This window comes from Pseudomonas gingeri, from assembly GCF_013386165.1.
Lineage (GTDB): Bacteria > Pseudomonadota > Gammaproteobacteria > Pseudomonadales > Pseudomonadaceae > Aquipseudomonas > Aquipseudomonas gingeri_C.
On sequence record NZ_JACAOS010000021.1, the window covers coordinates 270,257 to 287,068 of the forward strand.

The following is a 16,812-nucleotide window of genomic DNA, read 5'->3' on the forward strand; positions in this document are numbered from 1 at the left end:
TAGGGTTTGTCGCTATCAATTTTCCGTAAAAAAACTTGGCGAATTGATGCTTGGGGTCCTAACTGACTCTCAGGCGATAAAGCATTTTTGGTGGGGCGCGGTCATGCTCGGGTTGGAGCGGTTGGCACATCGAATTATACAAAATATAAAAAATAGACAGATTGTATATATTTTCGTATTCTCGGCCCAAGGCCTGCTGCCCCTGACGCAAAGGCCATGACTTGAATCGAGCTGGGGAAAAATCGCATGGCCACACTTCCTGATTTCCGACTGGAAACCTACTTTTCCAAGTGGGAGTTCTCTGCGCGTTACCACATGACCGCGTCCGATGCGCAAAGCATGACCATCCAGGAGCTGCTGGCGTTGGCCGATGTGGCGGACCGTGAAGCCTTCGAGACCTTGTCCCTGGGCTACACCCAGACATTCGGTGCGCCCGAGTTGCTGGAAGTGATCGCCTCGACCTACGAGCGCCAGACCCCGGCCGATCTGCTCTGCTTCGCCGGGGCCGAGGAAGGGCTCTACGTGGCCATGCATGCGCTGTTGAACAAGGGCGACCATGCCATTGTGGTGACGCCCAACTACCAGTCCTCGGAAACCATCCCCTTGAGTCTCTGCGAGGTGACGGGCGTGGCCCTGGACCCGGAGCAGGACTGGACGCTGGACATCGATGCGGTGGCGGCGGCGATCCGTCCGAATACCCGACTGATCTCCATCAACTTCCCCCATAACCCCACCGGCAAGATCCTCGAACGCGAGCGTTTCGATGCCCTGGTCAACCTGTGCCGCCAGCACGGGATCTACCTGTTCAGCGATGAAGCCTATCGTTTGTTGGGGCTGGGCGAGGGCGGGCAACTGCCGGCGGTGGCCGATGTCTACGAGCGCGGCCTGTCGCTGGCGGTGATGTCCAAACCCTATGGTTTGCCGGGACTGCGAATCGGCTGGATCGCCTGTCAGGACCGCGAAGTGCTGTCGCGCATGGAGCGCATGAAACATTACCTGTCGATCTGTAACTCCGGCCCCAGTGAAGTGCTGGCGCGGATTGCCCTCAAGGCTCGGGAGCCGATCCTGGAAAGGATTCACCAATTGATGCGCCACAACCTCAAGCTGCTGGACGGGTTCTTCCGTGAGTTCGAGGGGCTGTTCGAATGGTATCGCCCTGACGGTGGCTGCATTGCCTACCCGCGTTACCTGGGGGCCGAAGGGGTCGAGCGTTTCGCCAGCGACCTGGTGGAGAGCACCGGCGTGCTGTTATTGCCGTCGAGCATCTATGAGTCGGCGCTGGGGCCGGTGCCCCAAGATCGCTTTCGCATCGGCTATGGCCGGGCGCACATGGAGGAGGGGCTGGAGGTGTTTGCCAACTACTTGCGCGGTCGTCGCCCATGAGCCCGATTGTGCTGCCGGTCCACGGCCTCGGGGAGTTGCGCGACGTACTGCGGCGCAAGGACATGCTGCGGGTAGTCCGTGAGGCCTTTATCCGTCATGCCGAGGGTGAGGTCGTCGCACCCCGTGGCGGTGAGTTGCTGTTCCAGGATCCGCCGGGAGACTGTCATATCAAGTTCGGCCATTTTCGCGGTGGCCAGGTGTTTGTGGTCAAGGTGGCCATGGGTTTCTATGAAAACGCGGGCAAGGGCCTGGAGACCAATAACGGCTTGATGCTGGTCTTCGATGCCCGGACCGGGGCGACGCTGGCCGTGCTCAATGACGAGGGCTGGCTGACCAGTTGGCGGACCGCTGCCGCCGGGGCGCTGGCGGCCAAGGCCGGTGCTCCGTCGCGGGTCTCGGCGCTGGGGATTGTCGGCAGCGGCCATCAGGCCGAGCACCAGGCCCGTTGGAGCGCCGAGATGCTTGGCGTTGATCGGGTATTCATCTGGGGACGTAGCCCGGACAAGGCCGCGCGGCTGGCGGCCAGTCTCAGCCATCAGGGCTTGATCGCCGAGGCGGTGTCGAGCGTGGAGCAGTTGTTCGAGCAGTGCAACGTGGTGATCACTTGCACGCCTTCGACTGCCGCGTTGGTCCCGGCTTCGGCGGTACGTCCCGGCACCCATATCGTGGCGCTGGGGGCCGACAGCCTCGGCAAGCAGGAACTGGACCCGGCGATCCTGGCGCGAGCCCGGGTGATCATGACCGATGATCGGCATCAGTGCGCCGAGCGTGGCGAGTTGGCCCATGCCCTGGCGGCGGGGTTGGTCGTTGCCGGGGTCGATGTCTCGCTGGGCCAGGTGCTGGCGGGCAAGGCCCGGGGGCGTTTCAGTGATGAGGACGTGACCGTGGCCGACCTGACGGGACTGGCGGCCCATGACATTGCCATTGCCAGCTTGGCAATCGAGTCGTTGCGCAAGGCGGATCGCTAGGCACCTTGTAGGAGCGAGCTTGCTCGCGATGGGCTCAAGAGCGCCGCGTTTATCAGCTGAATGCGCATCATCGTTAACGACCATCGCGAGCAAGCTCGCTCCTGCAAAGGGCATTGCGTACAATTCCGACTTGATTTTCAATGGATCGGCACCCCTCCATGGTCGATATCGCCTTTATGAACGCCGCTGCCGATGGCTTTGCGGCCCTGCTGTTTCCCGACCTCGAAGCGGTGGTCCACGATGTCCGCAGCGGACGGATCAGCCATATCGCCAACAGTTTCTCCCGGCGCAAGGTCGGCGATCCCTCGTTGCTCGACGACCTCGCTGAACTGGAGCAGGGCGCGGATGTTATCGGCCCCTATGAAAAAAACGGCGCAAACAACCGCCAATTACGCTCGATCAGCCTCGCCGCCCGTGCTGACAGCGGCGAGATCATTGCCCTGCTGTGCCTGAATTTCGATGTCACGGCCCTGTCCCAGGTGCAGAAGCTGCTCAGCGGCTTTGCCGTCGGCAACCCGCCGCAGGCGCGTCCGCAGGCCCTGTTCAATGCCGACTGGCGGGAAAAGCTCAACGATATCGTCGAGGCGGTCTCGGTCCGCCAATGTGTACGTCGCAGCGACTTCGGCCGCGCGGAAATCCGCCTGGCACTGATCGAGGCCAAGGCCAGCGGGCTGCTGGATATCCGCAATTTCGTCGATTATTTCGGCGAGTACTTCGAGATTTCCCGGGCGACGGTTTACAACTACCTGAAAGCCATCGCCGCCGACGACGGAAACGGATGATCCGTCGGGCGCATTAATGGCATCATGGCGGACTGTCGAGGCGCACGAGCCTGTGCGCTTATCTTTCGAGCCTGGAGATTGATGAATGGCTGTGCAGCAAACCCTCACCGTGATCCCGCCGAACGCGTCCCTGAACGGAAAGGTGACGCCGCCCGGTTCGAAGTCGATCACTAACCGGGCCTTGTTGCTCGCGGCCCTGGCCAAGGGCACCAGCCGCCTGTCCGGCGCGCTGAAAAGCGATGACACCCGCCACATGTCCACCGCCCTGCGGCAGATGGGCGTACAGATCGACGAGCCGGACGAGACCACGTTCGTGGTCACCGGCAACGGCAAGCTGCAAGTGCCGGAGCAACCCCTGTTCCTCGGCAATGCCGGCACGGCGGTGCGCTTCCTGACCGCAGCGGTGACCACGGTGAATGGCCCTGTGGTGCTGGACGGCGACCACTATATGCGCAAGCGCCCGATCGGCCCGCTGCTCGAAGCCCTGCAACGTGGCGGCCTCGATGTCGCCAGCGAAACCGGCTGCCCACCCGTGACCGTGAACGGTCGTGGCGGTGTGCAGGCCAGGCGTTTCGAGATCGACGGCGGCCTGTCCAGCCAATACGTATCGGCCTTGCTGATGCTGGCGGCCTGCGGCGAGTCGCCGATCGAAGTGGCACTGACCGGCAAGGACATCGGCGCCCGCGGTTACGTCGACCTGACCATCGCCTGCATGCAGGCCTTCGGGGCCCAGGTCGACGTGCTCGACGAGACCCTCTGGCGTGTCGCGGCCACCGGCTACCAGGCCTGTGATTACCGGATTGAACCGGATGCTTCGGCGGCCACTTACCTGTGGGCGGCGCAAGCCTTGACCGACGGTCATATCGACCTGGGCGTGGCCGGTGAAGATTTCACCCAGCCGGATGCCAAGGCGCTGGAGCTGATCCAGCAGTTCCCGCATATGCCGGCGGTGATCAACGGTTCGCAGATGCAGGACGCGATTCCGACCCTGGCGGTGCTGGCGGCGTTCAATAAGACCCCGGTGCGCTTCGTCGAACTGGCGAACCTGCGGGTCAAGGAATGCGATCGGGTCCAGGCCCTGTTCGACGGCCTCAACGGCATTCGTCCGGGCCTGGCGAGCGTGGAAGGTGACGACCTGCTGGTGGCCGCCGATCCGGCCCTGGCCGGCACCACGTGCGATGCCCTGATCGACACCCACTCCGACCATCGCATTGCCATGTGCTTTGCCCTGGCCGGTTTGAAAGTCGCCGGTATCCGCATTCAGGACCCTGATTGCGTGGCCAAGACCTACCCGGATTACTGGAAGGCCCTGGCTTCGCTGGGCGTGCAGTACGCCTGACCGATTCGATCAGGCCTGGACCAGCGCCAGGCCCTGATCGTTGATGTCGACAGCGACCTGCAGGTAATCCGCCAACACCCGGTGCGCCGTTTCCATCGGATGCGCGTGGGTCGCACTGATCACCACCACCCGCGCATCAGCGGCTTCTCCCGCGGTAATCCCCGCCGGGGCATCTTCAAACACCAGACAGTCTTGTGGCCGAACGCCCAGGCGCTGCGCCGCTAGCAGGTAGCAGTCGGGCGCCGGCTTGCCGTGGGCGATGTCTTCGGCGGTGATCACCAACGCCGGGAATTCCAGGCCGGCCGCAGCCATCCGCCGCTCCGCCAGGGCGCGCGGCGCGGAGGTGACAATGGCCCAGCGCTCCGGCGGCAGGCTGGCGAGGAAAGCCTTGGCTCCCTCGATGGCGATCACGCCTTCGACGTCGTCGATTTCGGCCTGGGTGATCGCCGCGGCTTCACGCTCGGGGTCGACGCCCGGCAGGTTCTGCCGGCGAACGGTCTCGATACTGCGCACGCCGTGAATGGTCTGCAGAAAAGCTTGCACATCGAGGCCGTGGCGTTCTGCCCAACGGGCCCAGACGCGCTCGGCACTGGCAATGGAGTTGAGCAGTGTCCCGTCCATATCGAATAGAAACGCCGCGAATCGCTGACCTTCAACCATCTCTGTTCTCCGCTGTCGGCCCCTGTCCCAGGGCAAGGCGAGCATGCTAGCACGGGCTTTTCGAATATTTTTTGGTGGTTCGTGGAATAACTCGGCGTGGCGCTCGTCGGACTAGGGCAAGCCACTTTGTCATAACGCAATGGCCAATGAGGCCGGGCGATAACCCAATTCCCGAGCGAGATGAGTTCCCATGAAATTTGCGAAAGTACCTTCCCTGTTGGCGGCTGTCTCCCTGGCCTGCATGACCCTGGCGATGGCCGGCACCGCGACGGCGGCCCCGGCTCCGGCAGCGGCCCCGGTGCACAATATCGTCCTGGTCCACGGCGCCTTTGTGAATGGTGCGGGTTGGAAACCGGTCTACGACATCCTGGTCAAGGACGGTTACCACGTCTCGGTGGCGCAACATCCGCTGACTGCCTTCAGCGATGACGTGACCGCAGTCAAGCGCATCCTGGCGATGCAGGACGGTCCGACCATTCTCGTCGGCCACAGCTACGGCGGCGCGGTGATTTCCGATGCCGGTACCGACGACCACGTGGTGGGCCTGGTCTATATCGCCGCCCATGCCCTGGATATCGGTGAAACCGAAGCCGCCAACGGCAAGCTCTACCCGAATGCCACCAAGGCCGTGAAGAAAACCGCGGATGGCTTCCTCTACCTGGATCCGGCGTTCTATCCTGCCGATTTCGCCGCTGACCTGCCCAAGGCCCAGGCCGAATTCGAGGCCAATAGCCAGGCCCTGACCTCGGCATCGGTGTTTACCACCGCCGCCACTTCGGCCGCCTGGAAAACCAAGCCGAGCTGGTACGCCGTGGCCAAGTCCGATCGGATCATCAACCCTGACCTGGAGCGCATGTACGCCAAGCGCGCCAACAGCCACACCATTGAAATCGCCGGCGCCAGCCATTCGGTCTACGAGTCCCACCCCAAGGAAGTGGCCGCGTTGATCGAGCAGGCGGCGAAACACGCTTTGGACGCCAAGTAAGCGCAGTCGGTTCACACAGAGTGGAGGGGGTGGCGGGCATTGCCTACACTTGAATTGACAGCCCGGATGGTCCGGGTTGCTGATGCGAGGTGCGTATGGATACTCAACCTGCTTCCCCGTTCACGGCGTTTGCGTGCCAGCACATCCAGGCCATGCCCTGGCGCAAGGTACCGATCCCGGATGAGGATCAAGAGCCGCTCAGTGAGAGCCCGAGCGACGAAACCGATGACCAGGTGCCACCGCAAACCTGGAAACACCCCGACGACGGCAAGAGCCTGTCGGAGCTTGACGAAGAATTGCCCCTCAGACCTTGAGACACACGGCCCGGCGCACTGCCGGGCTGTGCCGTTCGTCTGTCGCTGAAAACCCCGACCCCTGCAACGCAGCTCCCATGGCAAATGCGTGCCTTTGACTTGAAGGTGCCGGGGCAAGGGCTCATGATCGGTCACGACTTTATCTGCCAATTCCAGGAAGTATCATGAACCATGAAATTCGCGTTGTGGCCATCCTTCATGCCAAACCGGGCAAGGCCGCGGAGCTGGAGCCCCATCTCAAGGCTTGCGTCGTCCCATCCCGTGCCGAACCGGGTTGCCGTGAATATATCCTGCATGTCGACCAGGCCGACCCCGAGCGTTTTGTCTTCGTTGAGCGCTGGATCGACCAGGCTGCCATCGAGCACCACCGCGGAACCACGCATTACCGGGCGATGGCCGAGGCGATCGGCGATTTGTTGAGTGAGCGCCAGGTCTTGTTGCTGAATGAGGTACCTGGGCAATAAGGCCGATGAACCTGACGCGCAAGCGCCAGGTTCGTTGCGGGGCGCTTAGAAACGCAGCGTCGCTCCGGTGGTGAACCAGCGGTCACGGTCGCCCGACAGGTGTTGACCCGACACCAGGTCGATATCTAAGTTTTTGCCAAGATGCAGGCGCGGTCCGGCCTGCCATCCCTGGTCGCCGCCTTGTTGGCCGAAACGTTCGGCCACCAGGGTCAGCGACTTCAGCACATCGTATTCGACACCGCTGCCCCAGGTCCGCCCCTCGTTGGGCGCACCGTCGTTATGGGCGTGGTACCAGCCGGCGCTGACGGTCAGGCGCAAGGCTTCGAAAGGCGTGTAGGTCAGGGGCAGTGCGACGTCGGCGCCGTCGAAGGCATGTCGACGATCCGTGGCGACGTGGGCCTGGGCCAGGACTGCGGCTTCGAGTCCGAGGTCTTCGCGGGTGAAAATCGAGGCCTTGATATGCGGACTCAGCATCGTCGTGTGTTCGCCATCGTCGCGGCTGCGGTTGATGTCGGCACCCAATTGCACAGTGGGCAGGCTGGTGGGCGTGCAGTCCGCCGACAGCACGGTTTCGCCGCTGGCGGCGTTGTGCCGGCCGCTCTTGTACCAGGTGTCGATATTGCACTGGCCGGGGTCATTGATCCCACCATCGTCGACGACGTAGGAGCCGCCGGCCGCATGGGCCTTGGAGTAGAGCGAAAGCAGCAGGAAGGTGCCGAAGGTGGCGCCGACCAGGACCACCACGCGCTGCAGGGCGCGGCGCTGGGCGGGTGGCAAGTGTTTAAGCTGGGAGCTGGAAACCGTTGGCGTTGGCCGCGCGGTGCTGCTGGTCGTTCGGCTGGTGCGGCGAGCAGTGGATTTTTTCATGGTAGGCCTCGGTGATCATAGGCTCACGCGAGCGCGCGTCGGGTACGCGTCGTCGTGAAGCGGGCAAAGGGGTGTGGAGGTCGTGGTGGTGCGGGTTACAACTGGGTTCTTCATTCATGCTTGATGCTCCTTCGGGGTGAGCGGCCAGGGGCCGCGTGCAGGCAATGGCCTGGCCTTTACCGAAGTGAAAGGCCGGGCAGGGGTGTTGCAAAAAAGTTGATGAGCCGGCGGCTCACTCCTCCAGGGACAGGACGCCGATCTCCATGGCCCTGGCCTGGGCCACCAGCTCTTCGGTGTCGCTGCCGCCAGGAAAGGCGATCACCAGCTCCGGCTCGCTGTCCATCAGCATGAACTGGTTGCGCCGGCGTTCGGCCTGCTTGCCATAGCGCTGCCAATTGGGCGGATAACGCACCAGGTGCGTGCCGTTTTCCCGGGCCCAATCCTCGATTTCGCTGCCCAGGAACTGGTTGCCGCCGTGGATCAGGACGCTGATCGTATGGGTCTGGTGATACGCCTCCAGCACCTTGCGGCACATCGCGGCGTTCAGGTAATAGCGCCCGGCGCAGATCAGGACGCGCATGGGTAGTTATCCTTGTCGAGCAGGGATTGGTCATGGAGCTCAAGGGCGTGCACAGGCCCGGGCGCCGGTTCGTTTGCGCCCAGGGGCCGTGCCTCCAGGAGCCGTTCCCCGGCGCGTTCGAGCACCGGATAGGCGAGTGCCGCGATATGGTGGTGCACGCGCCGATAATCGCGCAGGACCCGCTGGAAAATATCCCCCGATTCGGCCCAGGTGCTCTTGTCGGCACTGAGTTTGCGGAAGTGTTCGCGGCTGGCGCTGGCTTCCAGACGGCGAATGACCTCCTTGCGTTCGACCAGGCGATGGGCGGTGGTGATGTCTTCGCGCAGGAACACGGTGACCGCCAGGCTCAGGCTTTCGCGCAACTCCTCGTGCAGCGGATAGATGTGCCCCAGCTCGAACTCGGAGAAGCGTTCGCCACGGCGCCGGCGGCGCGCCGCCAACTGGGCGAGGTTGGTGGAGAGGATGTCGCCGGCATGCTCCAGGTTGATCACGAACATCAGGATTTCCTGGGCGCGGTCGGCATCCTCGTCGCTCAGGCCGTCCTGGCCGATATCCGCCAGGTAAGCGCGGATCGCCGCGCTGAGCAGGTCCAGGGACTGGTCGAGCTGACGGATCTCCTCGGCCGAGACTTCGCCGGGTTTCTGGAACAACTGCAGCACCCGATCGAGCATCACCGAGAGCATGTCGGCGATGCGCAAGGCTTCGCGCACGGCATTCGACAGGCCGATATTGGCCACTTCCAGGCCGGCTTCGTCGAGGTACTGCGGCATGCCCGGATCGGCGGCCTGCTCCGGCGCCGGCAGCAGGCGTGTCAGGCCCTTGGCGAGCCCGTCCACCCAGCCGATGAAGCCCAGGGCCAGGAGCAGGTTGAAGGCGATATGCAGGTAGACCACCAGATGGGCGGGTGCGATTGCGCTGTCGGCGAGGCTCTTGCCCAGCAGAGGGGCGAACGGTAGCACCAGCAACGCCCCGAACAGCCGCACCAGCAGATTGCCCAGGGGCAAGCGACGGGCTACCGGGGTCGCGGCATTCATGACCGAGGGCAGGGCGCCGCCGATATTGACCCCGAGCACCAGGGCCAGGGTGGTGACCGGCGACAGGGTGGCGGTGCCGGCCAGGGAGGCGATCAGCAGGATCACCGCGACGCTGGAATGACACATCCAAGTCAGCACCACCGCCACCAGCAGGGCGATCAGCAGGTCACCGTCCAGGCCTTGCATGATCACATGGAACAGCGGCGTGCTTTCCATCTGGCCGAGGGCGGCGCTCAGCAGGCTCAGGGCGAGCAGCATCAGGCCCAGGCCGATCAGGGCGCAGCCGATGCTTTCATAACGTGAGTCATCGCGCAGGCGGAACACCACGAAACCCGCCAGCAGCACCAGGGGGATGGCGATCGAGGTGTCGAAACTGAGCAGTTGCGCGACCAGGGTCGAGCCGATATTGGCCCCCAGCATCACCGCCAGCGCCGGAGCGAGACTGAGGGTGCCGGCGGCGGTGAAGGAGGTGGCCATCAGGCTTACCGCGGTACTGCTTTGCAGCACGGTGGTGATGCCGATGCCGCAGAGCAGGGCCTTCCAGCGTTTATCGAGGTTGCGGCCCAGGCCATTGCGCAACTGGGTGCCGAAGCCGCGCAGCAAGGCGGTTGAAATCATGTGGGTGCCCCACAGCAACAGGGCAATGGCGCCGGCGAGGTGGATCAACAGAGCGGTTCCAGACATGAGGATTCTCCACGTACTGGTTTTTTACTTTCTGGGTGGGCGCAGCAACCTCACCGAGACACGACTGATGGTGCTGGAGAACGCCAGCAGGTAGCGCATTTCGATAGCGGTCAGCGTCCCGCGAACATAGAGCTTTACGGTGACCCGCCTGACCACTTTTGCCGCTTTGGTCAGGAACAGGACCGACAGCGCCCGATAGCTGTAGTCGAGCACGGCGAGGAACTGCGAGAGTGGTTCCATGGTGGGCTCCGGGGGTGGCCGGTTTTTGGCGGACGATATCGCGAGCGGCGCGAAGCCTGTAGGAGCCAGCTTGCTGGCGATGGCGACCTCAAGGTCGCCTCAGCCTGCCGGCTGATCGCGAGCAAGCTCGCTCCTACAGGTTCGGGGTTATCTCTGGAACCGTGTCAGAACCACTGCTTGAAGCGGCGGATGTAGAACACTTTCATGCTCTGGGCCACCACGCAGTAGGCCAACAAAGTGCCCACCAGCCATGGGAAGTACGCCAGCGGCAACGGCACCAAGCCCACCAACGTGCCCAGTTGCGAGAACGGCAGGTAGATGCCGATGGACACCGCCAGGCAGGTCATGACGATGATCGGCAATGAGGCGGTGCTCTGGAAGAACGGGATCTTCTGGGTCCGCAGCATATGCACCACCAGCGTCTGCGACAGCAGGCCTTCGATAAACCAGCCGGACTGGAACAGGGCCTGGGCTTCCACGCTGTTGGCGGCGAACACGTACCACATCAGGGCAAAGGTGGTCATGTCGAAGATCGACGAGGTCGGCCCGATCCACAGCATGAAACGCCCGATGTTCTTCGCATCCCACTTGCGTGGCTTGCGCAGGTACTCCTTGTCCATCTTGTCCCACGGCAGGGCCAGCTGGGAGATGTCGTAGATCAGGTTCTGCAGCAGCAGGTGGATCGACAGCATCGGCAGGAACGGGATGAACGCACTGGCCACCAGCACCGAGAACACGTTGCCAAAATTCGAGCTGGCGGTCATGTTCAGGTACTTCATGATATTGCCGAAGGTTTCGCGGCCCTTGAGCACACCTTCTTCCAGCACCATCAGGCTCTTTTCCAGCAGGATGATGTCGGCCGACTCCTTGGCGATGTCGGTGCCGCTGTCCACCGAGATCCCGACGTCGGCATCCCGCAGGGCCGGGGCATCGTTGATGCCGTCGCCGAGGAAGCCGACGGTATGGCCGTTGGATTGCAGGGCCTTGAGCACCCGGGATTTCTGCAGCGGGGTCAGCTTGGCGAACACCGTGCGTTCCTCGACCCGCAGCTTGAGGGTCGCCTCGTCCATGTGCTCGATGTCGTGGCCCAGCAGCGGCAGGCCTGGCTCCAGTCCGACTTCGCGGCAGATCTTGCAGGTGACCACGGCGTTGTCGCCGGTCAGGACCTTGACCGTGACCCCGATGTCACGCAGGGCGGCAATCGCCGGCCCTGCGGTTTCCTTCGGTGGATCGAGGAAGGTCAGGAACCCGCGGATAACCAGGTCACGCTCGTCGGCGGTCTTGTACTGCCCCTTGGTTTGCGGCTTGAGAATATCGCGGGTCGCCAGCAGCAGGACACGGAAACCGTCCTTGTTGTAGTCATTGGCCAGGGCCAGCAGGCTCTTGCGCCGCTGCTCGTCCAGGGCGATGACGTTGTTGCCCTCCATGACGTGGCTGGAGATGCTGAGCATTTCCTCGACCGCGCCCTTGCACACCAGCAGGTGATCGGCGTGGCTGTCCTGGACGATGATCGACAGGCGTCGGCGGACGAAGTCGAAGGGCAGTTCATCGACCTTGCTGTAGGCGAACGGCTCCTGGAAGTTGGGGTTCTCCCGGGAGAATTGCAGGACCGCCTGGTCCATCAGGTTCTTCATGCCGCTCTGGTGATGGCTGTTGAGCCAGGCCAGGCCGAGTACGGCGTCATTGCGCTGGCCCGCGGCGTCGACGTGGTGTTCGAGGATGATCTTGTCCTGGGTCAGGGTGCCGGTCTTGTCGGTGCACAGTACGTCCATGGAACCGAAGTTCTGGATGGCGTTCAGGCGTTTGACCACCACTTTGCGCCGGGCCATGGCCATGGCGCCCTTGGCAAGGTTGGCGCTGACGATCATCGGCAGCATTTCCGGGGTCAGGCCCACCGCGACCGCCAGGGCGAAGAGCAGGGCATCGCTCCAGTCACCCTTGGAAAAGCCGTTGAGCAGGAACACGATCGGCACCATCACCAGCATGAAACGGATCAGCAGCCAGCTGACACTGTTGACCCCGCGATCAAAGGCGGTCTGCACCCGTGAGCCGACAATCGCCTTGGCCAGCGAACCGAAGTAGGTGCGCGGGCCAGTGGCAACCACCACGGCCTTGGCGGTGCCGCTGACCACGTTGGTGCCCATGAAGCAGATGTTCTGCAGGTCCAGCAGGTTGCTCTGATCGGTGCTGGCGGACGCGGACTTGGCCGCGACATCGCCGAGGGTGTCGTACTTCTCCACCGGCAAGGCCTCACCGGTGAGCACGGCCTGGCTGATGAACAGGTCACGGGACTCGATCAGGCGGATATCCGCCGGAATCATGTCGCCGGCCGACAGGTGCACGATGTCGCCGGCCACCAGTTCACGCATCGGCACTTCGCGCAGCGCCGGTGTGTTGCCCATCTGCTCGCGGCGCAGCACGGTGGCGGTGGTGCGGACCATGGCCTTGAGGGCTTCGGCGGATTTGGCCGAGCGGTGTTCCTGCCAGAAGCGCAGGGTGCTGCTCAGGGTCACCATGGTCATGATGATGATGACCTTGGTCAGGTCGCCTTCTTCGCCGGCACGTTCGGCCAGCCAGAAATCGGTGAAGAAGCTGATGCCGGCGAGGATCAGCAGCACGTAGATGAAGGGATTGTTCAGCGCCTGGAGGAACTGGACCAGGGCATGTGGCGGCTTGTCGTGGGCGACTTCGTTGAAGCCTTCGCGTTGCAGGCGGCCGGCGGCGTCCAGTTCGGTCAGGCCGTCGCGGCTGGCGTTGACGTTGCTCAGGGTGGCTGAGAGGGTGTGTTGCGATTCGCGAGCGGCGCGCATCGACAATTTTGTGTCTTCTGTCGCGCGGTTTCCGGCTGGCCGGATAGGGTCTTTGACTGCGTTCATAACGATGCCTCTGTCACATCTTCGTGACCGGGCATATAGACGATTCACCTATTCGACAGGCGAACGAATACAAGCCGAGTCACGCGGGTGCGAGTGATTCGAATAAGAGGGTGTATAAGGTTTTAACGTTCGCTGCCCGTTCACGAAAGAATGACGAACAGCGAACCGCCTACTGGCTTCGTCCATAATGAAGTGCTCAATGTTTAATAATGAAAGGCATAACTATGCCATGCACTTACAAGTGGTAAGTGCAGGGGCGGTAGTTGTCTGTGTCAGCGCCAGACAATTAAGTGGCGCGGGCCTCGACATACAGGTTCAAGGTCAGGCCGGCGCGCTGGAACAGCTGCGTAAGCCCGATACTCTGCGGGTCCTGGCTGTCATCGAAATTCCAGCGTTGCTGCAGCTGGCCGGTGCTCGGGCAGATACGCCAGCCGACGGAGGCGCGTGCCGACGCCTTGGAGGAGGGCGCCGCGAACAGGGCGTTGCCACGGGCCGATTTGACTGGCTCGCGGGACAATTTGACACGCATGTTCGAAGAAAAGGCGCGAACGCCGGGCATTACAAAGGTTTTGAAAGTCATAACACACCTCACGACCGGACTGGCGCCGGCAGAGGCGAATTACGCAAAGAGCATCAAGCCCTGGCGCAGCTCACCCGACTGTGCGTCGAGTCCCGTCATTTTCTGGGTTAAGCGCCCGGTGAGCCGCATTCGCGGGAACCGGACAGCGTCTAGATACTGTGTCCATTGGGTTCTTTTGTGAGTTGAAAAAAGGCCTGAGCAGCAGGCAGGGGGAATTTACTCAACGGGGTGCTTGAAGTCAACATCAAATGTAGCGCTTTGTAGCAACAACCTGAATATAAGCTGAAGTGAATGAAAAGAGCGGCGCGTATTGCGTGGCCAAGTTGTTTTATTTCAATGGAATGAATAGGTGTCGAGGCATTCGGCTACCTATTCATTGACGCATTTAATCGAACTTATGTTTTCAGTCTGGCAGCGGATCAGTTTTGGGGTTGCAGCAATAAAGCCACCAACGCGCTCCAGCCGGTCTGATGGGAGGCGCCGAGTCCGCGCCCAGTGTCGCCGTGGAAATATTCATGGAATAGCACCAGGTCGCGGCTGGCCGGATCGGCCTGCAACTGCCCATACGCGGCCATCACCGGTCGTCGTCCGTTCTCGTCCAGCAGGAACAGCGAGGTCAGGCGCTGGCCGAGGCTGTCGGCCACTTCGTCCAGTGACGACAGGTAGCCGGAGCCGCTGGGGTACTCCACGGAAAAGTGGTCGTCGTAGTAACGGTGGAATTCGCGCAGCGACTCGATCAGCAGGTAGTTGACCGGCATCCACAACGGCCCGCGCCAGTTGGAGTTACCGCCGTACAGGCGCGAGTCGGATTCCGCCGGTTGGTAGCGGGCGCAGAGGGTCTTGCCATCGAGCTGCATGGCCAGGGGTTGCTCGGCAAAGGCCTTGGACAGCGAGCGGATGCCGAAGTCGGAGAGAAATTCGGCTTCATCGAGCATGCGCTTGAGCAGGTTCTTGGTGCGTTCGCCGCGCAGCAGGGCCAGCAGCAGGCGATTGCCGTCGCCCGGTTCGTTCCAGCGCGAGACCAGCGCCGCCAGGTCCGGCCGGTGGTGCATGAAACCCAGCAGCCGCTCACGTAGGCCGGGCAGGTCCTGGTGTTCGCGCTGCTCCAGGACCAGCACGGCGAACAGTGGCATCAGCCCGACGATGGAACGCAGGCGCACCGGCTCGCTGCGGCCATCGGGGTGTTGCAGCACGTCGTAGAAGAATTCGTCCTGGTTGTCCCACAGCCCTTCGGCGCTGTCGTCGACCCGATTGATCGCCCCGGCGATATAGAGAAAGTGTTCGAAGAACTTCACCCCGATATCGACATACACCGGGTTGCGCTTGGCCAGTTCCAGGGCAATGCGCATCATGTCCAGGGCATAGGCGGCGACCCAGGCGGTGCCGTCGGCCTGGTCGAGGGTGTAGCCGGGTGGGATGTCGTCGGAACGGTTGAACAGGGCGATGTTGTCCAGCCCCAGAAAGCCGCCCTGGAACAGGTTGCGGCCCTCGGCATCTTTGCGGTTGACCCACCAGGAGAAGTTCAGCAACAGCTTGTGGAAGATCCGTTCGAGGAAGTCCAGGTCGCCGACGCCGGTCAGTGCTTTTTCCCGTTGGTAGACCCGCCACGACGCCCAGGCATGCACCGGCGGGTTGGCGTCGTCGAAACGCCACTCATAGGCGGGCAATTGGCCGTTGGGGTGCATGAAACGGTCTTTGACCAGAAGCAGCAACTGGTGCTTGGCGAAGCCCGGATCGATCAGGGCGAAGGCCACGGCCTGGAAGCCCAGGTCCCAGGAGGCGTACCAGGGATACTCCCATTTGTCCGGCATGGACACGATGTCGAAGTTCGACAAGTGCCGCCAGTGGGTGTTGCGGATGTGCAGGCGTTCGGCCGGTGGTTGCGGTTGGTTCGGGTCGCCGTCGAGCCACTGGTTCACATCGAAGTAATAGAGTTGCTTGGACCACAGCAGGCCGGCCAGGGCCTGGCGCTGGACGTTACGCGCGTCGGCGTCCTTGATGCCCTGCTGCAAGGCGGCATAGAAGTCATCGGCTTCCTGGCGGCGGGTTTCGAACAGGTGGCGGGCGTTGATTTTTTCGGCATCGGGTGGCGCGAAGCGCAGGTACAGCGTGCGGGTTTCATCCCCTTGCAGGCTCAGGGAAAAGTGCGCCGCAACCCGGGTCCCGGCATCCCGGCGAATACTCTCGGCGCCGTTCACCACGTGGTCGTTGATCCCATCCTTGAACGGGCCGTCGGCTTGCGTGCCGTTCAGACGCCGGGTGTTGGTTTCGTTTTCGCAGAACAGCCATTCGAAGCCGTCGTCGCCCCAGGCACTGGCTTGCATGGGGTCGCAGCCAGCGTGCTGGGCGGCGACGGTGTCACCTTGCAAGGTCAGGCTCGGTCGCCGGGCGTGGGGACTCCAACTCCAGTCATTGCGCGCCCAGAGATGCGGCAGCACACGCAGGCGCGCCGCTTGGTGAAAGCGATTGTGCACGCTGATCCGCATGACGATGTCGTTCGGGGCCTGCTTGGCGTACTCGACCGTGATATCGAAATAGCGGTTGTCCTCGAACACCCCGGTGTCGAGGATCTCGTACTCGGCATCGGCCAGGCCGCGACGGGCGTTTTCGCTGACCAGGTCGTTGTAGGGGAAGGCCGCCTGCGGGTATTTGTAGAGCATGCGCATATACGCATGGCTGGGTACGCCGTCGAGGTAGAAGTACAGCTCCTTGACGTCTTCGCCATGGTTGCCTTCGGCGTTGTTCAGGCCGAACAGGCGTTCCTTGAGAATCGGGTCACGCTCGTTCCAGAGGGCCAACCCGAGGCACCAGTGCTGGGACTTGTCGGAAAACCCCGCGAGACCTTCCTCGCCCCAGCGATAGACGCGACTGCGGGCGTGATCGTGGGGGAAATAGGCCCAGGCATCGCCGTCCGCGCTGTAATCCTCGCGCACCGTGCCCCATTGCCGTTCGCTCAGATATGGGCCCCATTCGCGCCAGCGGGCGGCGTCTTCGCCGGCCAGGCGCTGGCCTTCAGTGGTGTCGAGAAGCGTCGCTGCTGGTTTGGCCGTCATCGG

15 protein-coding genes are annotated in these 16,812 nt (G+C 62.7%); 7 read left to right on the forward strand and 8 right to left on the reverse strand.

The features are described from left to right. The first annotated feature begins 246 nt into the window (after window positions 1-246). The 4 genes from HX866_RS26365 to HX866_RS26380 all read left to right on the forward strand — a co-directional run bounded on the left by HX866_RS26365 (window position 247) and on the right by HX866_RS26380 (window position 4,472). Entirely contained in the window at window positions 247-1,383 is a 1,137-nt protein-coding gene (locus HX866_RS26365; protein ID WP_177097350.1) for an aminotransferase class I/II-fold pyridoxal phosphate-dependent enzyme, read from the forward strand. Beyond that, the gene (locus HX866_RS26370; protein WP_177097348.1) at window positions 1,380-2,351 is read left to right on the forward strand and encodes an ornithine cyclodeaminase; all 972 of its coding nucleotides are present in this window, start codon (window positions 1,380-1,382) and stop codon (window positions 2,349-2,351) included. The genes HX866_RS26365 and HX866_RS26370 overlap by 4 nt, the downstream gene beginning before the upstream one ends. A 140-nt stretch (window positions 2,352-2,491) precedes the next feature. After that, window positions 2,492-3,133 (forward strand): helix-turn-helix transcriptional regulator, encoded by a 642-nt coding sequence (locus HX866_RS26375; RefSeq protein WP_256345008.1) that lies wholly within the window; start codon window positions 2,492-2,494, stop codon window positions 3,131-3,133. Window positions 3,134-3,218: 85 nt separating this feature from the next. Further along, window positions 3,219-4,472, forward strand: coding sequence for a 3-phosphoshikimate 1-carboxyvinyltransferase (locus tag HX866_RS26380; RefSeq protein WP_177097346.1), 1,254 nt, complete (start codon window positions 3,219-3,221; stop codon window positions 4,470-4,472). Between the two features lie 9 nt (window positions 4,473-4,481). Here HX866_RS26380 and HX866_RS26385 read toward each other — a convergent pair whose 3' ends face one another. Further along, window positions 4,482-5,132, reverse strand: coding sequence for an HAD family hydrolase (locus tag HX866_RS26385; RefSeq protein WP_177097344.1), 651 nt, complete (start codon window positions 5,130-5,132; stop codon window positions 4,482-4,484). 190 nt (window positions 5,133-5,322) lie between these two features. On the opposite strand from HX866_RS26385, the gene HX866_RS26390 reads away from it, so the two are divergent. The 3 genes from HX866_RS26390 to HX866_RS26400 all read left to right on the forward strand — a co-directional run bounded on the left by HX866_RS26390 (window position 5,323) and on the right by HX866_RS26400 (window position 6,895). Next, window positions 5,323-6,117, forward strand: coding sequence for an alpha/beta hydrolase (locus tag HX866_RS26390; protein WP_177097342.1), 795 nt, complete (start codon window positions 5,323-5,325; stop codon window positions 6,115-6,117). Between the two features lie 95 nt (window positions 6,118-6,212). Then, window positions 6,213-6,431: a hypothetical protein gene (locus HX866_RS26395; RefSeq protein ID WP_177096988.1), complete on the forward strand. Its 219-nt coding sequence runs from the start codon at window positions 6,213-6,215 to the stop codon at window positions 6,429-6,431. 164 nt (window positions 6,432-6,595) lie between these two features. Further along, window positions 6,596-6,895 (forward strand): putative quinol monooxygenase, encoded by a 300-nt coding sequence (locus HX866_RS26400; protein WP_177097340.1) that lies wholly within the window; start codon window positions 6,596-6,598, stop codon window positions 6,893-6,895. Window positions 6,896-6,940: 45 nt separating this feature from the next. Here the strand turns inward: HX866_RS26400 and HX866_RS26405 are convergent, their stop codons facing one another. The 7 genes from HX866_RS26405 to HX866_RS26435 all read right to left on the reverse strand — a co-directional run bounded on the left by HX866_RS26405 (window position 6,941) and on the right by HX866_RS26435 (window position 16,809). Further along, window positions 6,941-7,762: a hypothetical protein gene (locus HX866_RS26405; RefSeq protein WP_256345009.1), complete on the reverse strand. Its 822-nt coding sequence runs from the start codon at window positions 7,760-7,762 to the stop codon at window positions 6,941-6,943. A 232-nt stretch (window positions 7,763-7,994) separates the two neighbouring features. After that, window positions 7,995-8,342 (reverse strand): DUF2493 domain-containing protein, encoded by a 348-nt coding sequence (locus HX866_RS26410; protein ID WP_177097338.1) that lies wholly within the window; start codon window positions 8,340-8,342, stop codon window positions 7,995-7,997. After that, window positions 8,330-10,060 (reverse strand): Na/Pi cotransporter family protein, encoded by a 1,731-nt coding sequence (locus tag HX866_RS26415; RefSeq protein ID WP_177140694.1) that lies wholly within the window; start codon window positions 10,058-10,060, stop codon window positions 8,330-8,332. Before HX866_RS26415 ends, HX866_RS26410 begins: the two co-directional genes overlap by 13 nt. 24 nt (window positions 10,061-10,084) lie before the next feature. Next, window positions 10,085-10,300 carry a hypothetical protein gene (locus HX866_RS26420; RefSeq protein ID WP_100943779.1) on the reverse strand — a complete coding sequence of 72 codons (216 nt, stop codon included), beginning with the start codon at window positions 10,298-10,300 and terminating at the stop codon, window positions 10,085-10,087. A 164-nt stretch (window positions 10,301-10,464) separates the two neighbouring features. Further along, on the reverse strand, window positions 10,465-13,176 hold the full coding sequence (mgtA, locus tag HX866_RS26425; RefSeq protein WP_177140695.1) for a magnesium-translocating P-type ATPase: 2,712 nt from the start codon (window positions 13,174-13,176) through the stop codon (window positions 10,465-10,467). Between the two features lie 286 nt (window positions 13,177-13,462). Continuing rightward, on the reverse strand, window positions 13,463-13,756 hold the full coding sequence (locus HX866_RS26430; RefSeq protein ID WP_177140696.1) for a hypothetical protein: 294 nt from the start codon (window positions 13,754-13,756) through the stop codon (window positions 13,463-13,465). A gap of 419 nt (window positions 13,757-14,175) precedes the next feature. Next, window positions 14,176-16,809 carry an MGH1-like glycoside hydrolase domain-containing protein gene (locus HX866_RS26435; RefSeq protein WP_177140697.1) on the reverse strand — a complete coding sequence of 878 codons (2,634 nt, stop codon included), beginning with the start codon at window positions 16,807-16,809 and terminating at the stop codon, window positions 14,176-14,178. Window positions 16,810-16,812: the final 3 nt, after the last annotated feature.

Coding starts and splice junctions, on each gene's coding strand:
- HX866_RS26365 (WP_177097350.1), top strand. CDS start 247: ATGGCCACACTTCCTGATTTCCGACTGGAAACCTACTTTTCCAAGTGG.
- HX866_RS26370 (WP_177097348.1), top strand. CDS start 1,380: ATGAGCCCGATTGTGCTGCCGGTCCACGGCCTCGGGGAGTTGCGCGAC.
- HX866_RS26375 (WP_256345008.1), top strand. CDS start 2,492: ATGGATCGGCACCCCTCCATGGTCGATATCGCCTTTATGAACGCCGCT.
- HX866_RS26380 (WP_177097346.1), top strand. CDS start 3,219: ATGGCTGTGCAGCAAACCCTCACCGTGATCCCGCCGAACGCGTCCCTG.
- HX866_RS26385 (WP_177097344.1), bottom strand. CDS start 5,132: ATGGTTGAAGGTCAGCGATTCGCGGCGTTTCTATTCGATATGGACGGG.
- HX866_RS26390 (WP_177097342.1), top strand. CDS start 5,323: ATGAAATTTGCGAAAGTACCTTCCCTGTTGGCGGCTGTCTCCCTGGCC.
- HX866_RS26395 (WP_177096988.1), top strand. CDS start 6,213: ATGGATACTCAACCTGCTTCCCCGTTCACGGCGTTTGCGTGCCAGCAC.
- HX866_RS26400 (WP_177097340.1), top strand. CDS start 6,596: ATGAACCATGAAATTCGCGTTGTGGCCATCCTTCATGCCAAACCGGGC.
- HX866_RS26405 (WP_256345009.1), bottom strand. CDS start 7,762: ATGAAAAAATCCACTGCTCGCCGCACCAGCCGAACGACCAGCAGCACC.
- HX866_RS26410 (WP_177097338.1), bottom strand. CDS start 8,342: ATGCGCGTCCTGATCTGCGCCGGGCGCTATTACCTGAACGCCGCGATG.
- HX866_RS26415 (WP_177140694.1), bottom strand. CDS start 10,060: ATGTCTGGAACCGCTCTGTTGATCCACCTCGCCGGCGCCATTGCCCTG.
- HX866_RS26420 (WP_100943779.1), bottom strand. CDS start 10,300: ATGGAACCACTCTCGCAGTTCCTCGCCGTGCTCGACTACAGCTATCGG.
- mgtA (WP_177140695.1), bottom strand. CDS start 13,176: ATGAACGCAGTCAAAGACCCTATCCGGCCAGCCGGAAACCGCGCGACA.
- HX866_RS26430 (WP_177140696.1), bottom strand. CDS start 13,756: ATGACTTTCAAAACCTTTGTAATGCCCGGCGTTCGCGCCTTTTCTTCG.
- HX866_RS26435 (WP_177140697.1), bottom strand. CDS start 16,809: ATGACGGCCAAACCAGCAGCGACGCTTCTCGACACCACTGAAGGCCAG.